The 17,892-nt window shown below is 54.5% G+C and carries 17 protein-coding genes; 12 read left to right on the forward strand and 5 right to left on the reverse strand.

The features are described from left to right. Positions 1 to 98 precede the first annotated feature (98 nt). Positions 99 to 2,141, forward strand: a complete 2,043-nt coding sequence (gene prlC, locus HX773_RS17600) for an oligopeptidase A (protein ID WP_061719776.1) — start codon at positions 99 to 101, stop codon at positions 2,139 to 2,141. Positions 2,142 to 2,149: 8 nt separating this feature from the next. Then, positions 2,150 to 2,899: a 16S rRNA (guanine(1516)-N(2))-methyltransferase RsmJ gene (gene rsmJ / locus HX773_RS17605; RefSeq protein ID WP_176972605.1), complete on the forward strand. Its 750-nt coding sequence runs from the start codon at positions 2,150 to 2,152 to the stop codon at positions 2,897 to 2,899. Between the two features lie 46 nt (positions 2,900 to 2,945). Here rsmJ and uspA read toward each other — a convergent pair whose 3' ends face one another. Continuing rightward, entirely contained in the window at positions 2,946 to 3,383 is a 438-nt protein-coding gene (gene uspA, locus HX773_RS17610) for a universal stress protein UspA (protein ID WP_007889892.1), read from the reverse strand. 418 nt (positions 3,384 to 3,801) lie between these two features. Here uspA and uspB point away from each other — a divergent pair, with 418 nt between their 5' ends. Continuing rightward, positions 3,802 to 4,137: a universal stress protein UspB gene (uspB, locus tag HX773_RS17615; RefSeq protein ID WP_008108136.1), complete on the forward strand. Its 336-nt coding sequence runs from the start codon at positions 3,802 to 3,804 to the stop codon at positions 4,135 to 4,137. 58 nt (positions 4,138 to 4,195) lie between these two features. On the opposite strand, the gene pitA is transcribed toward uspB, so the two are convergent. Beyond that, positions 4,196 to 5,695, reverse strand: coding sequence for an inorganic phosphate transporter PitA (gene pitA / locus HX773_RS17620; protein WP_176972691.1), 1,500 nt, complete (start codon positions 5,693 to 5,695; stop codon positions 4,196 to 4,198). 241 nt (positions 5,696 to 5,936) lie between these two features. On the opposite strand from pitA, the gene HX773_RS17625 reads away from it, so the two are divergent. Then, positions 5,937 to 7,121, forward strand: coding sequence for an NAD(P)/FAD-dependent oxidoreductase (locus HX773_RS17625; protein ID WP_137386694.1), 1,185 nt, complete (start codon positions 5,937 to 5,939; stop codon positions 7,119 to 7,121). Here the strand turns inward: HX773_RS17625 and HX773_RS17630 are convergent. Next, a complete protein-coding gene (locus HX773_RS17630; RefSeq protein WP_176972606.1) occupies positions 7,118 to 8,455 on the reverse strand; it encodes an autotransporter outer membrane beta-barrel domain-containing protein in 1,338 nt (445 codons plus the stop codon). The genes HX773_RS17625 and HX773_RS17630 overlap by 4 nt on opposite strands. 214 nt (positions 8,456 to 8,669) lie before the next feature. Between HX773_RS17630 and HX773_RS17635 the strand changes: the two genes are divergently transcribed. Then, on the forward strand, positions 8,670 to 9,017 hold the full coding sequence (locus HX773_RS17635) for a hypothetical protein (RefSeq protein ID WP_176972607.1): 348 nt from the start codon (positions 8,670 to 8,672) through the stop codon (positions 9,015 to 9,017). Here HX773_RS17635 and HX773_RS17640 read toward each other — a convergent pair whose 3' ends face one another. Beyond that, a complete protein-coding gene (locus tag HX773_RS17640) occupies positions 9,018 to 9,713 on the reverse strand; it encodes a cysteine hydrolase family protein (RefSeq protein WP_176972608.1) in 696 nt (231 codons plus the stop codon). It lies immediately after the preceding gene. Positions 9,714 to 9,813: 100 nt separating this feature from the next. On the opposite strand from HX773_RS17640, the gene HX773_RS17645 reads away from it, so the two are divergent. From HX773_RS17645 to yfaU, 6 genes are all read left to right on the forward strand, one after another. Beyond that, positions 9,814 to 10,815 carry a GlxA family transcriptional regulator gene (locus HX773_RS17645; protein ID WP_176972609.1) on the forward strand — a complete coding sequence of 334 codons (1,002 nt, stop codon included), beginning with the start codon at positions 9,814 to 9,816 and terminating at the stop codon, positions 10,813 to 10,815. Positions 10,816 to 10,977: 162 nt separating this feature from the next. Beyond that, positions 10,978 to 11,559, forward strand: coding sequence for a DUF1640 domain-containing protein (locus HX773_RS17650; RefSeq protein WP_176972610.1), 582 nt, complete (start codon positions 10,978 to 10,980; stop codon positions 11,557 to 11,559). A 177-nt stretch (positions 11,560 to 11,736) separates the two neighbouring features. After that, positions 11,737 to 12,519, forward strand: coding sequence for an IclR family transcriptional regulator (locus HX773_RS17655; RefSeq protein ID WP_176972611.1), 783 nt, complete (start codon positions 11,737 to 11,739; stop codon positions 12,517 to 12,519). A gap of 13 nt (positions 12,520 to 12,532) precedes the next feature. After that, positions 12,533 to 13,735, forward strand: coding sequence for an L-rhamnonate dehydratase (gene rhmD, locus HX773_RS17660; protein ID WP_176972612.1), 1,203 nt, complete (start codon positions 12,533 to 12,535; stop codon positions 13,733 to 13,735). Positions 13,736 to 13,782: 47 nt separating this feature from the next. Next, complete coding sequence (locus tag HX773_RS17665) at positions 13,783 to 15,069, forward strand: MFS transporter (protein ID WP_176972613.1); 1,287 nt, start codon at positions 13,783 to 13,785, stop codon at positions 15,067 to 15,069. A gap of 13 nt (positions 15,070 to 15,082) precedes the next feature. Further along, positions 15,083 to 15,883 carry a 2-keto-3-deoxy-L-rhamnonate aldolase gene (gene yfaU, locus HX773_RS17670; RefSeq protein WP_176972614.1) on the forward strand — a complete coding sequence of 267 codons (801 nt, stop codon included), beginning with the start codon at positions 15,083 to 15,085 and terminating at the stop codon, positions 15,881 to 15,883. Between the two features lie 120 nt (positions 15,884 to 16,003). Here the strand turns inward: yfaU and HX773_RS17675 are convergent, their stop codons facing one another. Continuing rightward, the gene (locus HX773_RS17675) at positions 16,004 to 16,495 is read right to left on the reverse strand and encodes a helix-turn-helix domain-containing protein (RefSeq protein WP_176972615.1); all 492 of its coding nucleotides are present in this window, start codon (positions 16,493 to 16,495) and stop codon (positions 16,004 to 16,006) included. A gap of 317 nt (positions 16,496 to 16,812) precedes the next feature. On the opposite strand from HX773_RS17675, the gene HX773_RS17680 reads away from it, so the two are divergent. Beyond that, on the forward strand, positions 16,813 to 17,835 hold the full coding sequence (locus HX773_RS17680) for an alpha/beta fold hydrolase (RefSeq protein WP_176972616.1): 1,023 nt from the start codon (positions 16,813 to 16,815) through the stop codon (positions 17,833 to 17,835). The last annotated feature ends 57 nt before the right edge of the window (positions 17,836 to 17,892 follow it).

Here is a 17,892-nt window from a genome sequence, read left to right on the forward strand (position 1 = left end):
CCAGGGTGGCATTGATTTTCATGCCATCAAGCCGCATGTTAGTAAAATGCGTCGCGCGAGAGTTCGCGCCACTACTTCATCATGAAAGGACTGCGCTTATGACCAATCCGTTACTCACGCCTTTTTCGCTCCCCCCGTTTTCTGCCATCAAACCTGAACATGTTGTTCCTGCGGTTACCGAAGCGCTGAACGACTGTCGCGCAGCGGTGGAGCGCGTTGTGGCGCAAGGCGCGCCTTACACCTGGGAAAATCTGGTGCAGCCGCTGGCTGAAGTCGACGATCGTTTAGGTCGCCTGTTCTCGCCGGTCAGCCATCTGAACTCGGTGAAAAACAGCCCGGAACTGCGCGAAGCTTACGAGCAAACGCTGCCGCTGCTGTCCGAATACAGCACCTGGGTTGGCCAGAATGAAGGTTTGTATCAGGCCTATCGCAACCTGAAAGAGGGCGACAGCTACGCGGCGCTGGACACCGCGCAGAAGAAAGCGGTGGATAACAGCCTGCGTGATTTCGAGCTGTCCGGTATCGGCCTCGATAAAGAGAAGCAGAAGCGCTACGGCGAAATCGCGGCTCGTCTTTCTGAACTGGGTTCGACCTACAGCAACAACGTGCTCGACGCCACCATGGGCTGGAGCAAGCTGGTGACCGATGAAGCGGAGCTGGCGGGTATGCCGGAAAGCGCGCTGGCCGCCGCCAAAGCGCAGGCCGAAGCCAAAGAGCAACAAGGCTGGCTGCTGACGCTGGATATCCCAAGCTATCTGCCGGTAATGACTTACTGCGACAACGCCGCGCTGCGTGAAGAACTGTATCGCGCGTATTCAACGCGTGCCTCCGAGCAGGGCCCGAATGCCGGTAAATGGGATAACGGTCCGGTGATGGCGGAAGAGCTGGCGCTGCGCCATGAACTGGCACAGCTGCTGGGCTTCGACTCTTACGCCGACAAATCGCTGGCGACCAAAATGGCGGAAAATCCGGCGCAGGTCATCGACTTCCTGACCGATCTGGCGAAACGCGCCCGTCCGCAGGGCGAAAAAGAGCTGGCTCAGCTGCGTGCCTTCGCGAAGAAAGAGCACGGCGTCGACGAGATGAATCCGTGGGATCTCACCTATTACGGCGAGAAACAGAAACAGCATCTCTACACCATCAGCGACGAGCAGCTGCGTCCGTACTTCCCGGAAGCGCGCGCGGTGAGTGGTTTATTCGAAGTGGTTAAACGCATTTACGGCATCACGGCCAAAGAGCGTAAAGACGTCGATGTTTACCATCCAGACGTGCGCTTCTTCGACCTGTTCGATGAAAGCGGCGAACTGCGCGGCAGCTTCTACCTCGATCTCTACGCACGTGAACACAAGCGTGGCGGCGCGTGGATGGACGATTGCGTCGGCCAGATGCGCAAAGCCGACGGCAGCCTGCAGAAGCCGGTGGCCTATCTCACCTGTAACTTTAACCGTCCGCTGCAGGGCAAACCGGCGCTGTTCACGCACGATGAAGTGATCACGCTGTTCCATGAATTCGGTCACGGTCTGCATCACATGCTGACGCGCATCGAAACGCCGGGCGTGTCCGGCATCAGCGGTGTACCGTGGGATGCCGTCGAGCTGCCGAGCCAGTTTATGGAAAACTGGTGCTGGGAACCGGAAGCGCTGGCGTTTATCTCCGGCCACTACGAAACCGGCGAACCGCTGCCGAAGGAACTGCTGGATAAAATGCTGGCGGCGAAAAACTATCAGGCGGCGCTGTTTATCCTGCGTCAGCTGGAGTTCGGCCTGTTCGATTTCCGTCTGCATACCGAATTCGATCCCGCGCAAGGTGCGCGCATCCTCGAAACCCTGCGTGAAGTGAAGAAGCAGGTTGCCGTGGTGCCAAGCCCGGAATGGGGCCGTTTCCCGCACGCCTTCAGCCACGTCTTTGCTGGCGGATATGCGGCCGGTTATTACAGCTATCTGTGGGCCGACGTGCTGGCAGCCGATGCCTATTCACGCTTTGAAGAAGAGGGCATTTTCAACCGTCAGACCGGTCAGTCGTTCCTCGACAACATCCTGACGCGTGGCGGTTCCGAAGAGCCAATGGAGTTGTTCAAACGCTTCCGTGGCCGTGAGCCGCAGCTCGATGCGATGCTGGAACACTACGGAATTCAGGGATAAGCCGGCTTGTGAAAATTGGTTTAATCGATGAAACAGGCGCCGGAGACGGCGCCTTATTACATTTAGCCGAGCGCTGGGGTTTACAGCAGGACGAGCAGGCGACGATGGCGCTGGTGTTAACCGCTGAACACCTTGAGTTGCGTAAACTGGATGAGCCGAAACTCGGCGGCATCTTCGTGGATTTCGTCTCGGGCGCGATGGCGCATCGGCGTAAGTTTGGCGGCGGTCGCGGCGAAGCGGTGGCGAAAGCGGTCGGCATCAAAAGCGGTTATCTGCCAGACGTGGTTGATGCAACGGCCGGTTTGGGCCGCGATGCTTTTGTGCTGGCGGCGCTGGGCTGTCGCGTGCGCATGCTGGAGCGCCATCCGGTGGTGGCGGCCTTGCTGGACGATGGTTTGCGTCGCGGCTATCAGGATGCGGAGATTGGCGGCTGGCTGCGCGATCGGCTGACATTGCTGCACGCCGTCAGCCAGCAAGCGCTGAGCGATATCACGCCCGCGCCGGATGTGGTCTATCTCGATCCGATGTATCCGCATCGCCAGAAAAGCGCGATGGTGAAGAAAGAGATGCGGGTGTTTCAGTCGCTGGTCGGTGCGGATGACGATGCTGATGCGTTGCTCGAACCGGCGCGCCGTCTGGCGAAGAAGCGCATTGTGGTGAAGCGTCCGGATTACGCGCCGCCGTTAGCGGGCGTGGTAACGCAGGATGCGGTGGTAACCAAAAGCCATCGTTTTGATATTTATCCGCCGCTGGGGTAGATGCTGCGGCAATGAGAAAGGTCGCCATGAATGGCGACCCTACGGATTACTCTTCGTCTTCGTCGCGCAGCGGCACAATCAACATGTCGATATGCACGGTATTGATTAACTGGCGCGCCGATGACATCAGCTTGCTCCAGAAGTCCTGATGGTGACCACACACCACCAAATCCACATCATATTTCTTAATCGCATCCACCAGCACCTGGCCAAGATCGCCGCTGCCGCTCAGGGTTTCACTGATTGGATAACCGGCATTAATCGACAGCTCTTTCAGCGCGGTGTGCGTCTCTTCGGAAATACGCTTCTGCATGTCGCCCAGATTGACGTCAATCAGCCCGGTGTAGAGGTCTGAATAGTTCACATCAACGTGGATCAACGAGATTTTTGCGTCGTAAGGACGGGCCAGCGAAACGGCTTTATCAACCAGCAACTGGCTTTCCGGGGAAAGGTCTACTGCAATCAGGATGTGTTTATAAGCCATGATAAAACTCCTTTCTCAAGATTCGGGGCAATCTTCCTGCTTTCACGGTAGGCGATTCCTTTGCGCGAGACGGCGATGAAGCGCCACCAACCAACTATTTCAGCCTTGCAGGCGGTTTTTGTTATGTCCTGAGTATAGCCAGAGTTGTTAACAAATGCTGCAAGCGAAAGTTCGCATGTGAGGAAGATCAAGCGTTATCGGCTTTTTCACTCGCCCTGAACGAAAATCATCGCTGGAAAAAAATTCAACAGATCTCCTACACTGAAAATAAGTGCCACTGCCGTATGAGCTGCGCACTCAGGTTCGCATAACAACAATGCAATCGACATCATTCAGTGGCTGGTTTATTTCCCGTGCGGCGTCTACAGCAATTCCCCGCTGCGTTCGACGTCGTTGCGGCTCCAGCCGGGAGGGGAACATGATCAGCACTATCGCGCTTTTTTGGGCTCTGTGTGTGGTTTGTCTGGTGAATATGGCGCGCTATTTCTCTTCTTTGCGCTCACTTTTGGCCGTTTTGCGCGGTTGCGATCCGCTGTTATATCAATACGTGGATGGCGCGGGTTTCTTCACGTCGCACGGGCAGCCGAGTAAGCAGGTGCGGCTGGTGCGCTATATCTGGGAGAAGCGCTATCACGATCATCATGACGACGAGTTCATTCGCCGCTGTGAGCGCGTGCGCGGACAGTTTGTGCTGACCAGCGGGCTCTGTTTTTTGGTGGTGGTGAGTTTGATTGCGATGGCGATCTGGCAATGAAAAACGGCAATGAAAAAGGGCGACATTGCTGTCGCCCTGGAATACTTCTGCGCTTTGCTTAGATCAGTTTCAGTGCAATCCAGTAGAGCGAACCCGACAGCAAAATACACACCGGCAAGGTGAACACCCACGCCATAGCGATATTTTTGATGGTGCGACTCTGCAATCCACCGCCATCAACCAGCATGGTACCGGCCACCGATGACGACAGAATGTGGGTGGTAGAAACCGGCATACCGGTGTAACTGGCCACGCCAATCGATACTGCGGCTGTCACCTGCGCCGACATACCTTGCGCATACGTCATGCCTTTCTTACCGATTTTCTCACCAATGGTGGTGGCCACACGACGCCAGCCAATCATGGTACCGATGCCGAGCGCCAGCGCCACAGCAACAATAATCCAGATCGGTGCGTACTCAACGGTGCCGAGCAAATCGCTCTTCAGCTTGTTGAGGAAGCGCTTATCATCCGCGCTGGTTTCCGGCAGCTTAGCGATTTTATCCACGGTATCGGAGACGCACAGCAGCAAACGACGCATCTGGTTACGTTGATCAACCGTAAGCTGATCGTAGCTTTGCAGATTGGTCAGCAGCAGTTGTGCACGGTCAATCGCCTGCAACGCACGTCCGCTATCGCAATGGAACTCCTGCGGGCCACCCAGCGATTCTTCCGGCGTTGGTACCACTGGCGGTGCCAGTTGCATCATGTGCGTCAACGACTCGCTGTGTTGCTGATAATACTGCTCCAGATGATTGACGGCATCGCGGGTGCGGGTGATGTCATAACCAGACGCATTCATGTTCACCACAAACCCGGCCGGCGCTACGCCAATCAATACCAGCATAATCAAGCCAATGCCTTTCTGCCCGTCATTGGCGCCGTGTGAATAGCTCACGCCAATCGCCGAAACGATCAGGGCAATGCGCGTCCAGAACGGAGGCTTCTTCTTGCCATCAATTTTTTCACGGTCTGCTGGCGTCATGTGGATGCGTGAACGTTTGGTGGTTCCGCTCCAGTAGCGACGCAGGATAAAGATCAGACCGCCTGCGATCACCAAACCAACAATCGGTGAAAGAATCAGGGACATGAAGATATTGATGACTTTCGGCAGGTTGAGCGCGTCAACCACCGAGGTGCCGGTCATCAGGGCGTTGGTGAGACCAATACCGATGATGGCGCCAATCAATGTGTGAGAACTGGACGCCGGCAAACCCAAATACCAGGTGCCAAGGTTCCAGATAATCGCGGCCAGCAGCATGGAGAAGACCATTGCGAGGCCGTGGGCCGAACCGACATTCAACAGTAAATCGGTCGGAAGCATGTGAACGATGGCATACGCCACGCTCAATCCACCAAGCAAAACACCTAAGAAGTTGAAAACACCCGCCATGACAACCGCCAGTTGCGCCCGCATCGCACGGGTATAAATGACAGTCGCGACCGCGTTAGCAGTGTCGTGAAAACCGTTGATTGCTTCGTAAAACAATACAAACAGCAGAGCAAGAATCAGTAACAGGCTGGTACTGAGGTCGAGACCAGCAAACAGATGTAGCATAAACGTTACGCCATTTTGGGAGGACATGAACGCGGCGCATTATCTGCGACAACGTGCGCGATATGAAAGAAAAATATAGCTCTTTATTGTCTTAAAATTGTAATGCAGCGTATAGATTTAGCTGAAAACAGCTTAAAATTAGTAAGTTACATTATGACACATTTACGGCATTTTTTTGAAGCTGGCGCTAAAAGCCGCAAATCCCTACAATCAGCGCCTTTCGGGCAAGGCGGGTAGAGCAGTGGAAAAGTTTGACGTTATCATTATTGGTGCAGGCGCAGCCGGCATGTTCTGCGCGGCGCAGGCGGGACAATTGGGTCGCCGCGTGCTGCTGCTGGATAACGGCAAAAAAGCGGGCCGCAAGATTTTGATGTCGGGCGGCGGTCGCTGCAACTTCACCAATATGCACACCGAACCGGCGGCGTACCTGTCGCACAATCCGCATTTCTGCAAATCGGCGCTGGCACGCTACAACCAGTGGGATTTCATCGATCTGGTCAATCGCCACGGCATTGCGTATCACGAGAAAACACTCGGGCAATTATTCTGCGATGACTCCGCGCAGCAGATTGTCGATCTACTATTAAAAGAGTGTGATGCCGGACAGGTGACGCTGCGCCTGCGCAGTGAAGTGCTGAGCGTCGAGCGCGATGATAATGGCTATACATTGCAGCTGAACGGCACATCGGTGCAGGCAGAAAAACTGGTGATCGCCAGCGGCGGGCTCTCGATGCCCGGCCTTGGCGCCACGCCGTTTGGCTACAAAGTGGCGGAACAGTTCGGCCTGAAAGTGTTCCCGACTCGCGCTGCCTTGGTGCCGTTCACGCTGCATAAACCGCTGCTGGAACAGCTCAACACGCTGTCGGGTGTGGCGCTGCCCACCACCATCACCGCTCAGGACGGCACATTATTTAAAGAAGCGATGCTATTTACCCATCGCGGCTTGTCGGGTCCTGCAGTACTGCAAATCTCCAGCTATTGGCAACCGGGCGAATTCGTCACCATTGATTTGTCTCCCGCTACCTCGCTGGATGATTTCATTCATGTGCAGCGCGAGGCGCACCCCAATCTCAGCCTGAAAAACAGCCTGGCGAAGATTCTGCCAAAACGTTTGGTGGAAGTGCTGCAGGAGCTGAAGCAGATTCCCGACGTCACGCTAAAGCAGCTGAACAGCAAGCAGCAGGGCGAACTGGTCAGCACGCTGCATCAATGGCGCGTGCAGCCGAACGGCACCGAAGGTTATCGCACCGCCGAAGTGACGCTGGGCGGCGTCGATACCACCCAGCTGTCGTCGAAAACCATGGAAGCGCGCGATGTGCCGGGACTTTTCTTTATCGGCGAAGTGGTGGACGTTACCGGCTGGTTGGGCGGTTACAACTTCCAGTGGGCATGGAGCTCGGCCTGGGCGTGCGCGCAGGCGCTTTAAAAGGCAATCTGTACGCCCAGCTGCGTTTGCCAGTTGCTGGCCCCTTCCTGACCAAGGCGATGTTGCCGCTTAATCTGACTATTAAGCTGAACATTGTCAGTCAGTTGCCATGCAACGTAGCCGCTTAATTGCAGATGTTCGCCACCGCGTCCGGTGCGCAGATTATCTTTATTCACCGCAACATGGCCCGCATGGCCGCTGTACTGCACATAGCGGGTTTCAGCGCCTAATTTCAGGTTATCTGTTGGACTGAATTCATATTTCAAACCACCGGACAATTGCAGCTGCCTTTGCTGGGAATAACGAATACGTAGATTGTCGTTATCATGAATATCTTTGATGCGAGCCCACTGCGCAGTGGCTGCCAAAATAGGCGTGAATGCATGCGCACTGTGCTGCCAGCGCCAGCCAACCTCAACGCCCATGTTCGCGCTGCGGGCTTTTACCTGCGCCACATTTTCCTGCTCATCACTGCTTATATTGCCGCGATAATGGCCAACTCCCAGCGGCAAAGCCAGCTGTAAGCCGCGCGGCTGCTGCCAGCTCAGCAGAGCATGAATCCCTTGAGTATCGAACTGGCCGTGACTACTGCCACTGGATGAAGTGGGTTCAAACGTAAACCGGCCTTGGTTAATCGCCAGGCTTAGCGCAAGTGGCCGCTGTTCATCCTCCGTTAGCAAGCCACGTAGGCCAACAAGCCAGCCGTTGTAGCGGTTTTTACTTTGATTGTGGTTGGCCTCACTGTGATAGCGTTCCTGAAGGTGAAAGCCTGAAATGAACAGATTAGTACGACCATCACTGCCAGCCAGTTGAGCATCCTCAATAAAACGCGCTTGCAGATGCTCGTCCATACCAAATAGCGCGGCAGGCAGGGCGGCATACGCGGGAATCTGAGGTCTTGGTCGCGGCAAAACGGGCGGGGGTGGATTGCCGTCGAGTTCGGGATCGATCAGATCGGGATCGGGTGGAAGAGGAGCAATCAGTGAGCTCTGTAGCCGGTAAAACCAAAACAGATGCGGCCTGTTCCCCGCCAGCTTACCTTGCAAAGGCGGACGATTAGTCGCCGGATTAAAATCATCATACCAACTGTTTCGGGCGAAAAATTTCCCCACCATTTTTATGCTGTCTGCGGCAGTATGTCTGGCGCTATGAATTATCGAATCGTCATGCGGATGTGCGGGAAGATGATGAATAAACGCGTTGTCGTTAGGGTGGTGAATAAGGCTTGCTGTTGGCGGAGGATGATCTGAAGAAGCGGCTCGAGTCTCTTGAGCATACAAGGTTTGATGGCTACAGAGTGCGCCGATAGCCAGCACCAACTGAGTCGGTTTCATAGTCTCATGTCTAAATCGCTAAAAGTTCGGCAACTTATAGTGACCTGTTAGTAGAGCCGTTTAAGACCTGTCTTGTTTTGGCGGGTAAAATGAATTGCTCAGAAGTTGATCACAGTTAACCGGTAACGTTGTGGACGCGACCGGCAAAATATGTGCAACCGGCCCAATGCTGTTACTATCGCGCGTTTCCTTTTTCCAGCGGATAAATCCATTGATGTTAAAACTCAAATTCCTTGTGCCGTTGCTGATCGTCATCAGTGCCGCGGTTTGGTGGCTGATGCCGCACTACAGCGATGAGGACAAAGGCTATTACATCGCCATGTTCTGTACGCTCACTCACGATGGACGCGGCAATGCTCCGCAAGATATGCAGCAGATTATTGAAGGCAGTAATTCCGATTACGCGTTGCAGAAGGTGCATTTCCAGCAAGGTCTGGCGGAGCATCTGCAAACGGTTTGGCAGGATTTGTCACCGCAACAGCAGCAACAAGCGCGGCAGGAAAGTCTCTCCTGCCGCCGTTTGATGTCTGAGAAATTGCTACCGGGCCAGCCGGTTCAGTGATTATTGCACGGGCAGCGCAAGTACCTGATCGGTGGTTTTGATTTCTGCGAACACATCAGCGACACCCGCCAGCGCGGCTTGCTGCAGCACTTTGTGATCGACCACGTTGTTATCCCAGGTTGCCAGGTCACGCGTGGCGGTGGCATCTTCCGGAATGATCACCGAATAACCCAGCGGCACGGCATCACGTGCGGTGGATGACACGCACATGTGAGTCATCAAGCCGGTGACAATCAGCTGTTTGATGCCCAGCGAATCCAGCTGTTTCTGCAGGTCAGTGCCGACAAACGAACTTGGCGTGGCTTTGCTGATCACGCGGTCACCTTTAGCAGGCTGCAAATCTTTGTGGAACTCGGCGAAACGGCTGCCTTTGGCAAACAGTGGGCCGTTGGCTTCACCCAGATGTTGCACAAAGAATACCGGCATCTTATTTTTATGCGCGAATGCCACCAGACGCTTGCTGTTGTTCAGCGCCTGCATGCCATCGGGAATCGGCATCTTGCCGCCAGGGAAATATTCGTTCTGGATATCGATGACAATCACCGCAGTCTGCTTTGCGTTAAGTGCAGTGGTGGCGGTGGCGCCGCTCATGGTGCGAATGGTCGGTGCTTTTTCTGACTTGGTCTCGGCGGCGAACGCATTGCCAGAAATCGCCATGGCCAGCGCTAAGGTTCCTGAAGCGAAAATGTTTTTCATGAGTAATAATCCTTTGATGGTTTAGCGGATAGAAGAGGCCAGCGCGGCCTCCGATGTGGTGCAGTATGGCGATTTCGCCGTCAGTGAAGGAGTACAACGGATGACAAATAACGTTCAATTTGCGCCAAAAATGCCAGGCACGGCAGCGCCCATCAAAGTGGGTATCGTGGTGTTCGATGACATCATTCCCTTCCACCTTTCTGTGCCCTGCGCGGTGTTTGAAAAAGCCGCTCGGGACGACGGCGCGTTGTGCTATCAGTTGCTGATCTGCGCCACGCACCCCGGACCGCTAAAAACCAATAGCGGCTTTTCCATTCTTGCCGAGCACGGCTTAGAGCAACTGGCCGATGTCGATATGGTGGTGGTGCCAAGCTGGAGCGATCCTGGCGTGCAGCCGCCGGCAGAGTTGCTGCAGGCCTTGCAGCAGGCGGCGCAGCGCGGCGCACAGGTGGTAGGTTTGTGTCTTGGTGCCTTCGTATTGGGTGCTGCCGGATTATTAAGCCAGCGCCGCGCCACCACGCACTGGCGCTGGATGGCAGATTTCGAACGCCTTTATCCGGATGTGGCGATTGACCGCGACGTGCTTTATATCGACGAAGGGCAGATCGTCACCTCGGCAGGAACGGCAGCGAGCATTGATTGCTGCCTGCATCTGGTGCGCGAGCAGTGTGGTGTCGATGTGGCGAATAGCGTGGCGCGTATGCTGGTGGTGCCGCCGCATCGGCAGGGTGGGCAGGCGCAATATATTGAACAGCCGGTTTATCATTCGGCGGGCAACGATCGTTTTATGTCGGCGCTGAGCTGGGCGACAGAAAATCTGCAGCAGGCGCTCACGCTGGAGCAACTGGCGGATAAAGCCTTGATGAGCCGCCGCAGTTTTACCCGACGCTTCACCCAAACCACCGGCGGCTGTTTCAGCGAGTGGTTAGTCAATCAGCGGCTGGCACTGGCGCAGCGTTTTCTCGAGAAAACCGATCAACCGGTAGAACTGATTGCCGAGAAAGCCGGCTTCTCCTCGCCGCTGATGCTGCGCCGTCATTTTAAGAAGCAACTCAACACTTCCCCGCTGCAATATCGCAAAACTTTTCGCGGCAGAACCTGACGCCAATTTTGCGAGATGTCTCGCATCCGCATGCACGTTACTTGTTGTACTAATTGATATTTTTCGCAGCGCCGCGCAAAATACAAACAGTCACATGGTGCAATAATCGCTCGCTGAGCATGATGGTGGCATACGCCTCACATCAACTCAGGAGCTTCACGGATGACACTCGCGATGATGAACACACACAAAGCCTTTAAAGCATTGCAGCTGGCCGGCGTCAGCGACCAGCAGGCCGAAGCCATGGTCGAGATCTTTACCGAGATGCAGCAGGATAATGCGTTATCTCGTGCTGATTTAATGAAAGCCGGAGAAGGAATTACAGGGAGTATTAAAGAACTGGATGTTCGACTTACCGGCGCGATTAAAGAGCAGGATGAGCGACTTAATGGCACGATTAAAGAGCTTGATTTACGGCTTACTGGTGCGATTAAAGAGCTGGACGACCGACTTAGTGCTGTTATTCGAGAACTGGATGACCGGCTTAGTGCTGCAATTAGGGAGCTTGATACTCGGCTTACTAATGCGATTAAAGATCTGGATGTTCGACTGAGTGGTGAGATTAAAGCGTTAGATGTTCGCCTGACCAGAGTTGAAGCTCGCCTTGATCGCATAGAAAAAGACATTGAAGTTATCAAAGCCGATGTCTCTGCCTTGAAAACCGATATGCGCTGGATAAAGCGTTTGCTCATGGTGATGACCACCACGATGGTCATTACAGCGATTAAATACATTTTCTCTTAGATTTCCTGACCCTGCGCTGCGAGTACAGTCGGCTGTACTCGCAGCGCGGCGCGATTCACATTCCCGCATATGCATTGCCACCAAACGCGCTCAGCGCCGCGTAATTTGAAGCGGCGCACACTTATCAGGGAGTAAAACCACAACACTGCGCTCCAGATCATCAGACTGGAGTCCAGCATGTTGGAAATTACGCCTGTCCCCGCACTGACGCGCGCCATTGCGATTCTCGACTTTATTGCCCAGCACGGACCGTGCAGCGCCGCCGAGATCATTGAAACGCTGGCGCTGCCCAAAAGCAGTGCCTATCTGCTGTTCGCTGAACTGAAAAAACAGCGTCTGATCACCATCGATCGCAACAACAACTATTGCCTGTGGACGCGGTTGGTGGAGTTTGCTGGTCACGCACTGCAGCGCATGGATATCCGCGATATCGCGCGTCCACCTCTGACACGTTTAATGCACCAGACCAATCTGCTGTGCCACCTCGGCATCCTCGATGGTGGTCACGCCTGTTACATCCTCAAACTCGAATCTGCCGCCACCATCAGCGTGCGCTCGCATGAAGGTAAAAGCCTGTCGCTGTATCGCTCGGGCATTGGCAAGTGCCTGCTCGCCTGGCAGCAACCTGAAGAGCAGGAACGCATCATCAGCGACATGCGCTTTGTGGCGGTGACGCCAACCTCGCTGCGTAACGCCGATGCGCTGCGCACCGAACTGGCACGCATTCGTCGTCAGGGCTGGAGCTTTGATAACGGTGAGGATTATCCCGATGTGCGCTGTGTCGCCGCGCCGATTTTCAATGCCCGCCAGCAGCTTGTTGCCGCCATTTCGCTGGTGGGCACCCGACTCGACATTGACGACGACAAACGCGATTACCTAGCTGGCCAGGCGATTGCCTGCGCCCGCGATATTTCCCGTCTGCTGGGCTGGCGTAGCCCGGCGGAAAAACACGCCTCGTAACCAGGAGAAGAGCATGTCCCTACCTAAAATTAAAACTGTCCGCGCCTACTTTGCCGGTGGCGCTACCGCTGATAAAGCGGCGGCTGGCGGCGATTATCACGATCAAGGTGCCAATCACTGGATTGACGACCACGTCGCCACGCCAATGAGCAAATACAAACAGTATGAGCAGTCGCGTCAATCCTTTGGCATCAACGTATTAGGCACGCTGATCGTCGAAGTGGAAGCCGATAATGGTCAAACCGGTTTCGCCATTACCACCGGCGGCGAAATGGGCTGCTTCATCGTGGAGAAGCATCTGAATCGTTTCCTCGAAGGACGCTGCGTCAGCGATATCAAACTGATTCACGACCAGATGATGAACGCCACCATGTATTACGCCGGATCGGGCGGACTGGTGATGAACACCATTTCGTGCGTCGATTTGGCGCTGTGGGATCTGTTCGGCAAAGTCACCGATCTGCCGGTGTACAAACTGCTGGGCGGCGCGGTGCGCGATGAACTGCAGTTTTACGCCACCGGCGCACGTCCGGATCTGGCGCAGCAGATGGGCTTTATCGGCGGCAAAATGGCGGTGCAGTGGGGACCGCATGATGGCGATGAAGGCATTCGTAAAGAGGTGGCGCGCATCGCTCACTATCGCGAAACCTGCGGGCCGGATTTCTGGCTGATGCTCGACTGCTGGATGAGTCAGGACGTCAATTTCGCCACCAAACTGGCCCACGCCTGCGCGCCTTATAACGTTAAGTGGCTGGAAGAGTGCTTGCCGCCGCAACAGTTCGAAGGTTACGCACAGCTGAAACAGCAAGCGCCGCAAGGCATGTTGATCACCAGCGGCGAACATCACGGCACGCTGCAATCGTTCCGCACGCTGGCTGAAACCGGCATCGATATTTTGCAGCCCGACGTCGGTTGGTGCGGCGGCCTGACCACGCTGGTCGAAGTGGCGGCGCTGGCGAAATCACGCGGTCAGCTGGTGGTGCCGCACGGCTCCTCGGTTTACTCGCATCACGCGGTGATCACCTTCACCAACAGCCCATTCAGTGAATTTCTGATGACCAGCCCGGATTGCAGCACGCTGCGCCCGCAGTTTGATCCGCTGCTGATCAACGAACCGGTACCGGTTAACGGTCGCATGCACAAATCGGTGCTGGATAAACCGGGCTTCGGCGTAGAACTGAATCGCGATGGACTGAAGCGTCCTTATCAACACTAATCGCAGCGGCTGCGGCGACGAGTCGCAGCCCTGCGTGAGGGTTTACCATGGATAATCTGGTGTTAAGCGCGGTTAAAAAGAACCGCGCGCGTCTTATTCCTTTCATGTTGATGCTCTACGTGCTGGCGTTTCTCGACCGCGCCAACATCGGTTTCGCCAAAGAGGCGTATCAACTCGATACCGGCCTGAGTAATGAAGCTTACGCACTGGGAGCCGGAATCTTCTTTGTGGTGTACGCGCTGCTTGGCGTACCGGCCAATTTGCTGATGCAGCGTTTTGGCGCGCGCAGCTGGATTGGCGGCACCACCATACTCTGGGGATTTCTGTCGGCCGCGATGGCATTTGCTGATACCGAAGCCAAATTCCTGCTGGTGCGCACCTTGCTTGGCGCCGCTGAGGCGGGTTTCTTCCCTGGCATGATTTATCTGACCTCGCTGTGGTTCCCGCAACAGCAGCGCGCCAGCGTGATGGGGCTGTTTTATATGGGCGCGCCGCTGGCGTTGACGCTGGGTTCACCGCTCTCTGGCGCACTGCTGGAAATGCACGGCGTGCTGGGCCATCCGGGTTGGTTCTGGATGTTTATCATTGAAGGATTACTGGCGGTGGCGGCCGGAGTTTTCACCTTCAGCTACATCGACGACACGCCGGCGAAAGCGCGTTTTCTCAGCGCAGAGGAGAAGCAGGCGCTGCAACGTCAGCTGGAGAGCGAAGAGCAGCAAAAACCGACTTCACATCTGCGTGATGCGCTGCGCAATGGTCGCGTCTGGCAGCTCGCCATCATCTACATGACCATCCAGATTGCGGTTTATGGCCTGATTTTCTTCCTGCCTTCTCAGGTCGCAGCGTTGTTGGGCACCAAAGTCGGTTTCCTCGCTTCGCTGGTGGCGGCGATTCCGTGGGTGGCCGCGCTGTTTGGCACCTGGCTGATTCCGCGCTATTCCGACCGCAGCGGCGAGCGTCGCCGGGTGGCGGCGTTCACCTTGCTGGCGGCTGCCGTCGGGATTGGTTTGTCCGGATTGGTTTCGCCGCTGTTAGCCATCATCGCGCTCAGCGTCGCGGCGGTGGGTTTTATTGCCGTGCAGCCGGTGTTCTGGACCATGCCGACGCAACTGCTTTCTGGCACTGCGCTGGCGGCGGGTATCGGCTTCGTCAATTTGTTTGGCGCCGTGGGTGGTTTCCTCGCGCCGCTGATTCGCGTAAATGCCGAGATGCAATTTAACAGCAGCGCCGCTGGATTGCTGGCGCTGGCGCTGATTGCCGCCATCGGTTCACTGATTATCCTCAGCCTGAAAGTGGAGCGTCAGTTGCCACACTCTCAGCAGCCAAGTCATTAAGTAAGGAGAAGCTATGCAGGATCCGTTAAAGAATCCCTTTAAAGCCGGATTAGCCAAAGGCGAAACGCAGATTGGTTTGTGGCTGAGCAGCACATCGTCGTATCTGGCCGAAATTGCTGCCACCAGCGGCTACGACTGGTTATTGATTGATGGCGAACACGCACCGAATACCGTGCAGGATCTCTATCATCAGTTGCAGGCGGTTGCGCCGTACCGCAGCCAGCCGGTGATTCGCCCAATCGAATTCCAGACGGCGCTGATTAAGCAGGTGTTGGATATCGGTGCGCGCACCTTGCTGGTGCCGATGATCGATACCGCCGAACAGGCACAGGCGCTGGTGAAAGCGACGCGCTATCCGCCTTTCGGCACGCGCGGCGTTGGCGCAGGCGTGGCGCGGGCGGCACGTTGGGGGCGCGTGGAAAATTATATGGCGCGCGCCAATGAAGAGTTATGCCTGCTGATTCAGGCCGAAAGCAAAACGGCGATTGATAATCTTGATGCGTTGCTGGAAGTAGAGGGCGTTGACGGAGTATTTATTGGTCCGGCAGATTTATCCGCCTCATTAGGTTATCCCGATAATGCGGCGCATCCTGAAGTGCAGAAAGTCATTGAGCAAAGTATTAAACGCATCCGCAGCGCAGGAAAAGCGGCCGGTTTTCTGGCGGTTAATCTGGAGATGGCGGAACGCGCCATCAGTTGGGGAGCTAATTTCGTGGCTGTCGGTGTGGATACCATGCTTTATACCGATGCGCTGGATAATCGGCTCGCGCATTTTAAAAAGAGCGTAAACGCGCTAAATAAATCGAGCTATTAAATGAAAAAACGGATGGTGCGCCATCCGTTTTATTCATGATGCAAGTCGTAAGGTTGACATAAATAAGTCTATTAGCGTTAGAAAAAGTGCGAAAGGCGTTAATAAAACAGTCGGGATTTATTAGCGCATTACGCAGTGGAGTCGCGGCATGAATTTATCGCTGCGCACCGCAGGAGTAACAATATCTTTATTACGTTCAGTGGCATCAAATCCCGCCTGACGACAGAGCACGCAGGGATCGTTGCTTTCGCGCATCGCTTGTTGAGCATCATCGTCGAGCTGGCGCTTGCGACAAAAGAGCGGCGTACAGCCCAGCACATGCTTAAACGATCGGGTAAAGGATTGCTGACTTTCGAAATGGTATTTCACAGCCAGACTGATTATCGGCGCGTTACTGTCTTTCAAGTCATTGATACAGTGAATAAGTTTCTTTTTGCGAATGTAGCGTGCCAGCGTTTCATTGTGATAGCGGGCGAAGAGTTTCTGTAAATACCATTTGGAATAGCCAGACTTCAGTGCAATATCATCAATAGTTAAACGTTGATCCAGGTTAGCCATAATCCATTCGGTTACCGAATCAATTACCCCTTCATTATATTTTTGCTGTGTCATCGTAGTCCTCCATTAACAATGGCAGAGTGTAATTTAATTAATCTTTCCAATCTGCAATTAATGTAAAGTTTTCTGATGTTTTGGGTGTTTTATTGTTTGTCATCGAGATGGGTCTTGTTTTTCGTGAATTTAAACGTTTGCATGTTGTGGTGGTGTTGAATATTTATCGTAATAACGGACGTTATTATTAACTCAAATTTTGCATCGCTTCGCGGCGCTTAATAGTAAAAGGCGTGCTTTCTGGCGGCACACCTCATCAATACTTAACGCAGATTAACGTGCCACACTGAAGGTTTTCACTGTTAAGGAATAACCTAATGGGTTTTCGTTTCAAGCCAAAACAATCACTTGCCGTGATTCTGGCGTCAGTGGCGTTAGGCACTGTTGCGCCGGCGCTCGCCGCCAATGTGTATGGTGAACAGCTGGAAGGCTTCAACTATCCCTATCCGCTGCAGCACTTTAACTTCTCCTCGCAGCAGCAAGCGCTGAGTATGGGTTATATGGATGTTAAACCCACGCAGCAGGCCAACGGTGAAACCGTGGTGCTGATGCACGGTAAGAACTTCTGTGGCGCAACCTGGGATGACACCATCAAAGCGCTGAGTCAGAAAGGTTATCGTGTCATCGCGCCGGATCAGATTGGCTTCTGCAGCTCAACTAAACCGGCTAACTATCAATACACCTTCCAGCAACTGGCGCAGAACACCCATCAACTGTTGCAGCAGCTAGGTATCGACAACGCCATTATTGTTGGGCATTCCACCGGCGGCATGCTGGCGACGCGCTATGCGCTGATGTATCCCAAACAAACGCAGAAGCTGGTGCTGGTCAATCCCATTGGTTTAGAAGACTGGAAAGCCAAAGGCGCGCCGTGGCGTTCGGTGGATCAGTGGTATCAGCGTGAACTTAAACTGGATGCGGCGGGCATCAAGAAGTACGAACAGCAGACTTATTACAGCGGCCAGTGGAAGCCGGAGTATGACAAGTGGGTTGATATGCTGGCCGGGCTAAACAGCGGGCCGGGCCACAAGAAAGTGGCGTGGAACTCGGCGCTAATCTACGACATGATTTTTACTCAGCCGGTGTATTACGAGTTTAAAGATCTGCGTGTGCCAACCACGTTGATGATCGGCACCGCCGATACCACGGCGATTGGCAGCGATATCGCGCCACCGGAAGTGAAGGCTAAACTCGGGCATTACAACGTGCTGGGCAAGCAGGTGGCGCAGCTGATACCCGGCGCACGCTTAATCGAATTCCCCGGCATGGGACACGCGCCGCAGATGGAAGAACCGCAGAAGTTTAATCAGACATTAATCGCGGATTTAGCGGGTCATTAATTGCAGGGTTGTCATCAATGGCGTAAAGCTGCTCAATTGAGCAATAAATTGCCTATG

Origin of the sequence: Pantoea sp. B9002, from assembly GCF_013385945.1 — a bacterium.
GTDB lineage: Bacteria > Pseudomonadota > Gammaproteobacteria > Enterobacterales > Enterobacteriaceae > Pantoea.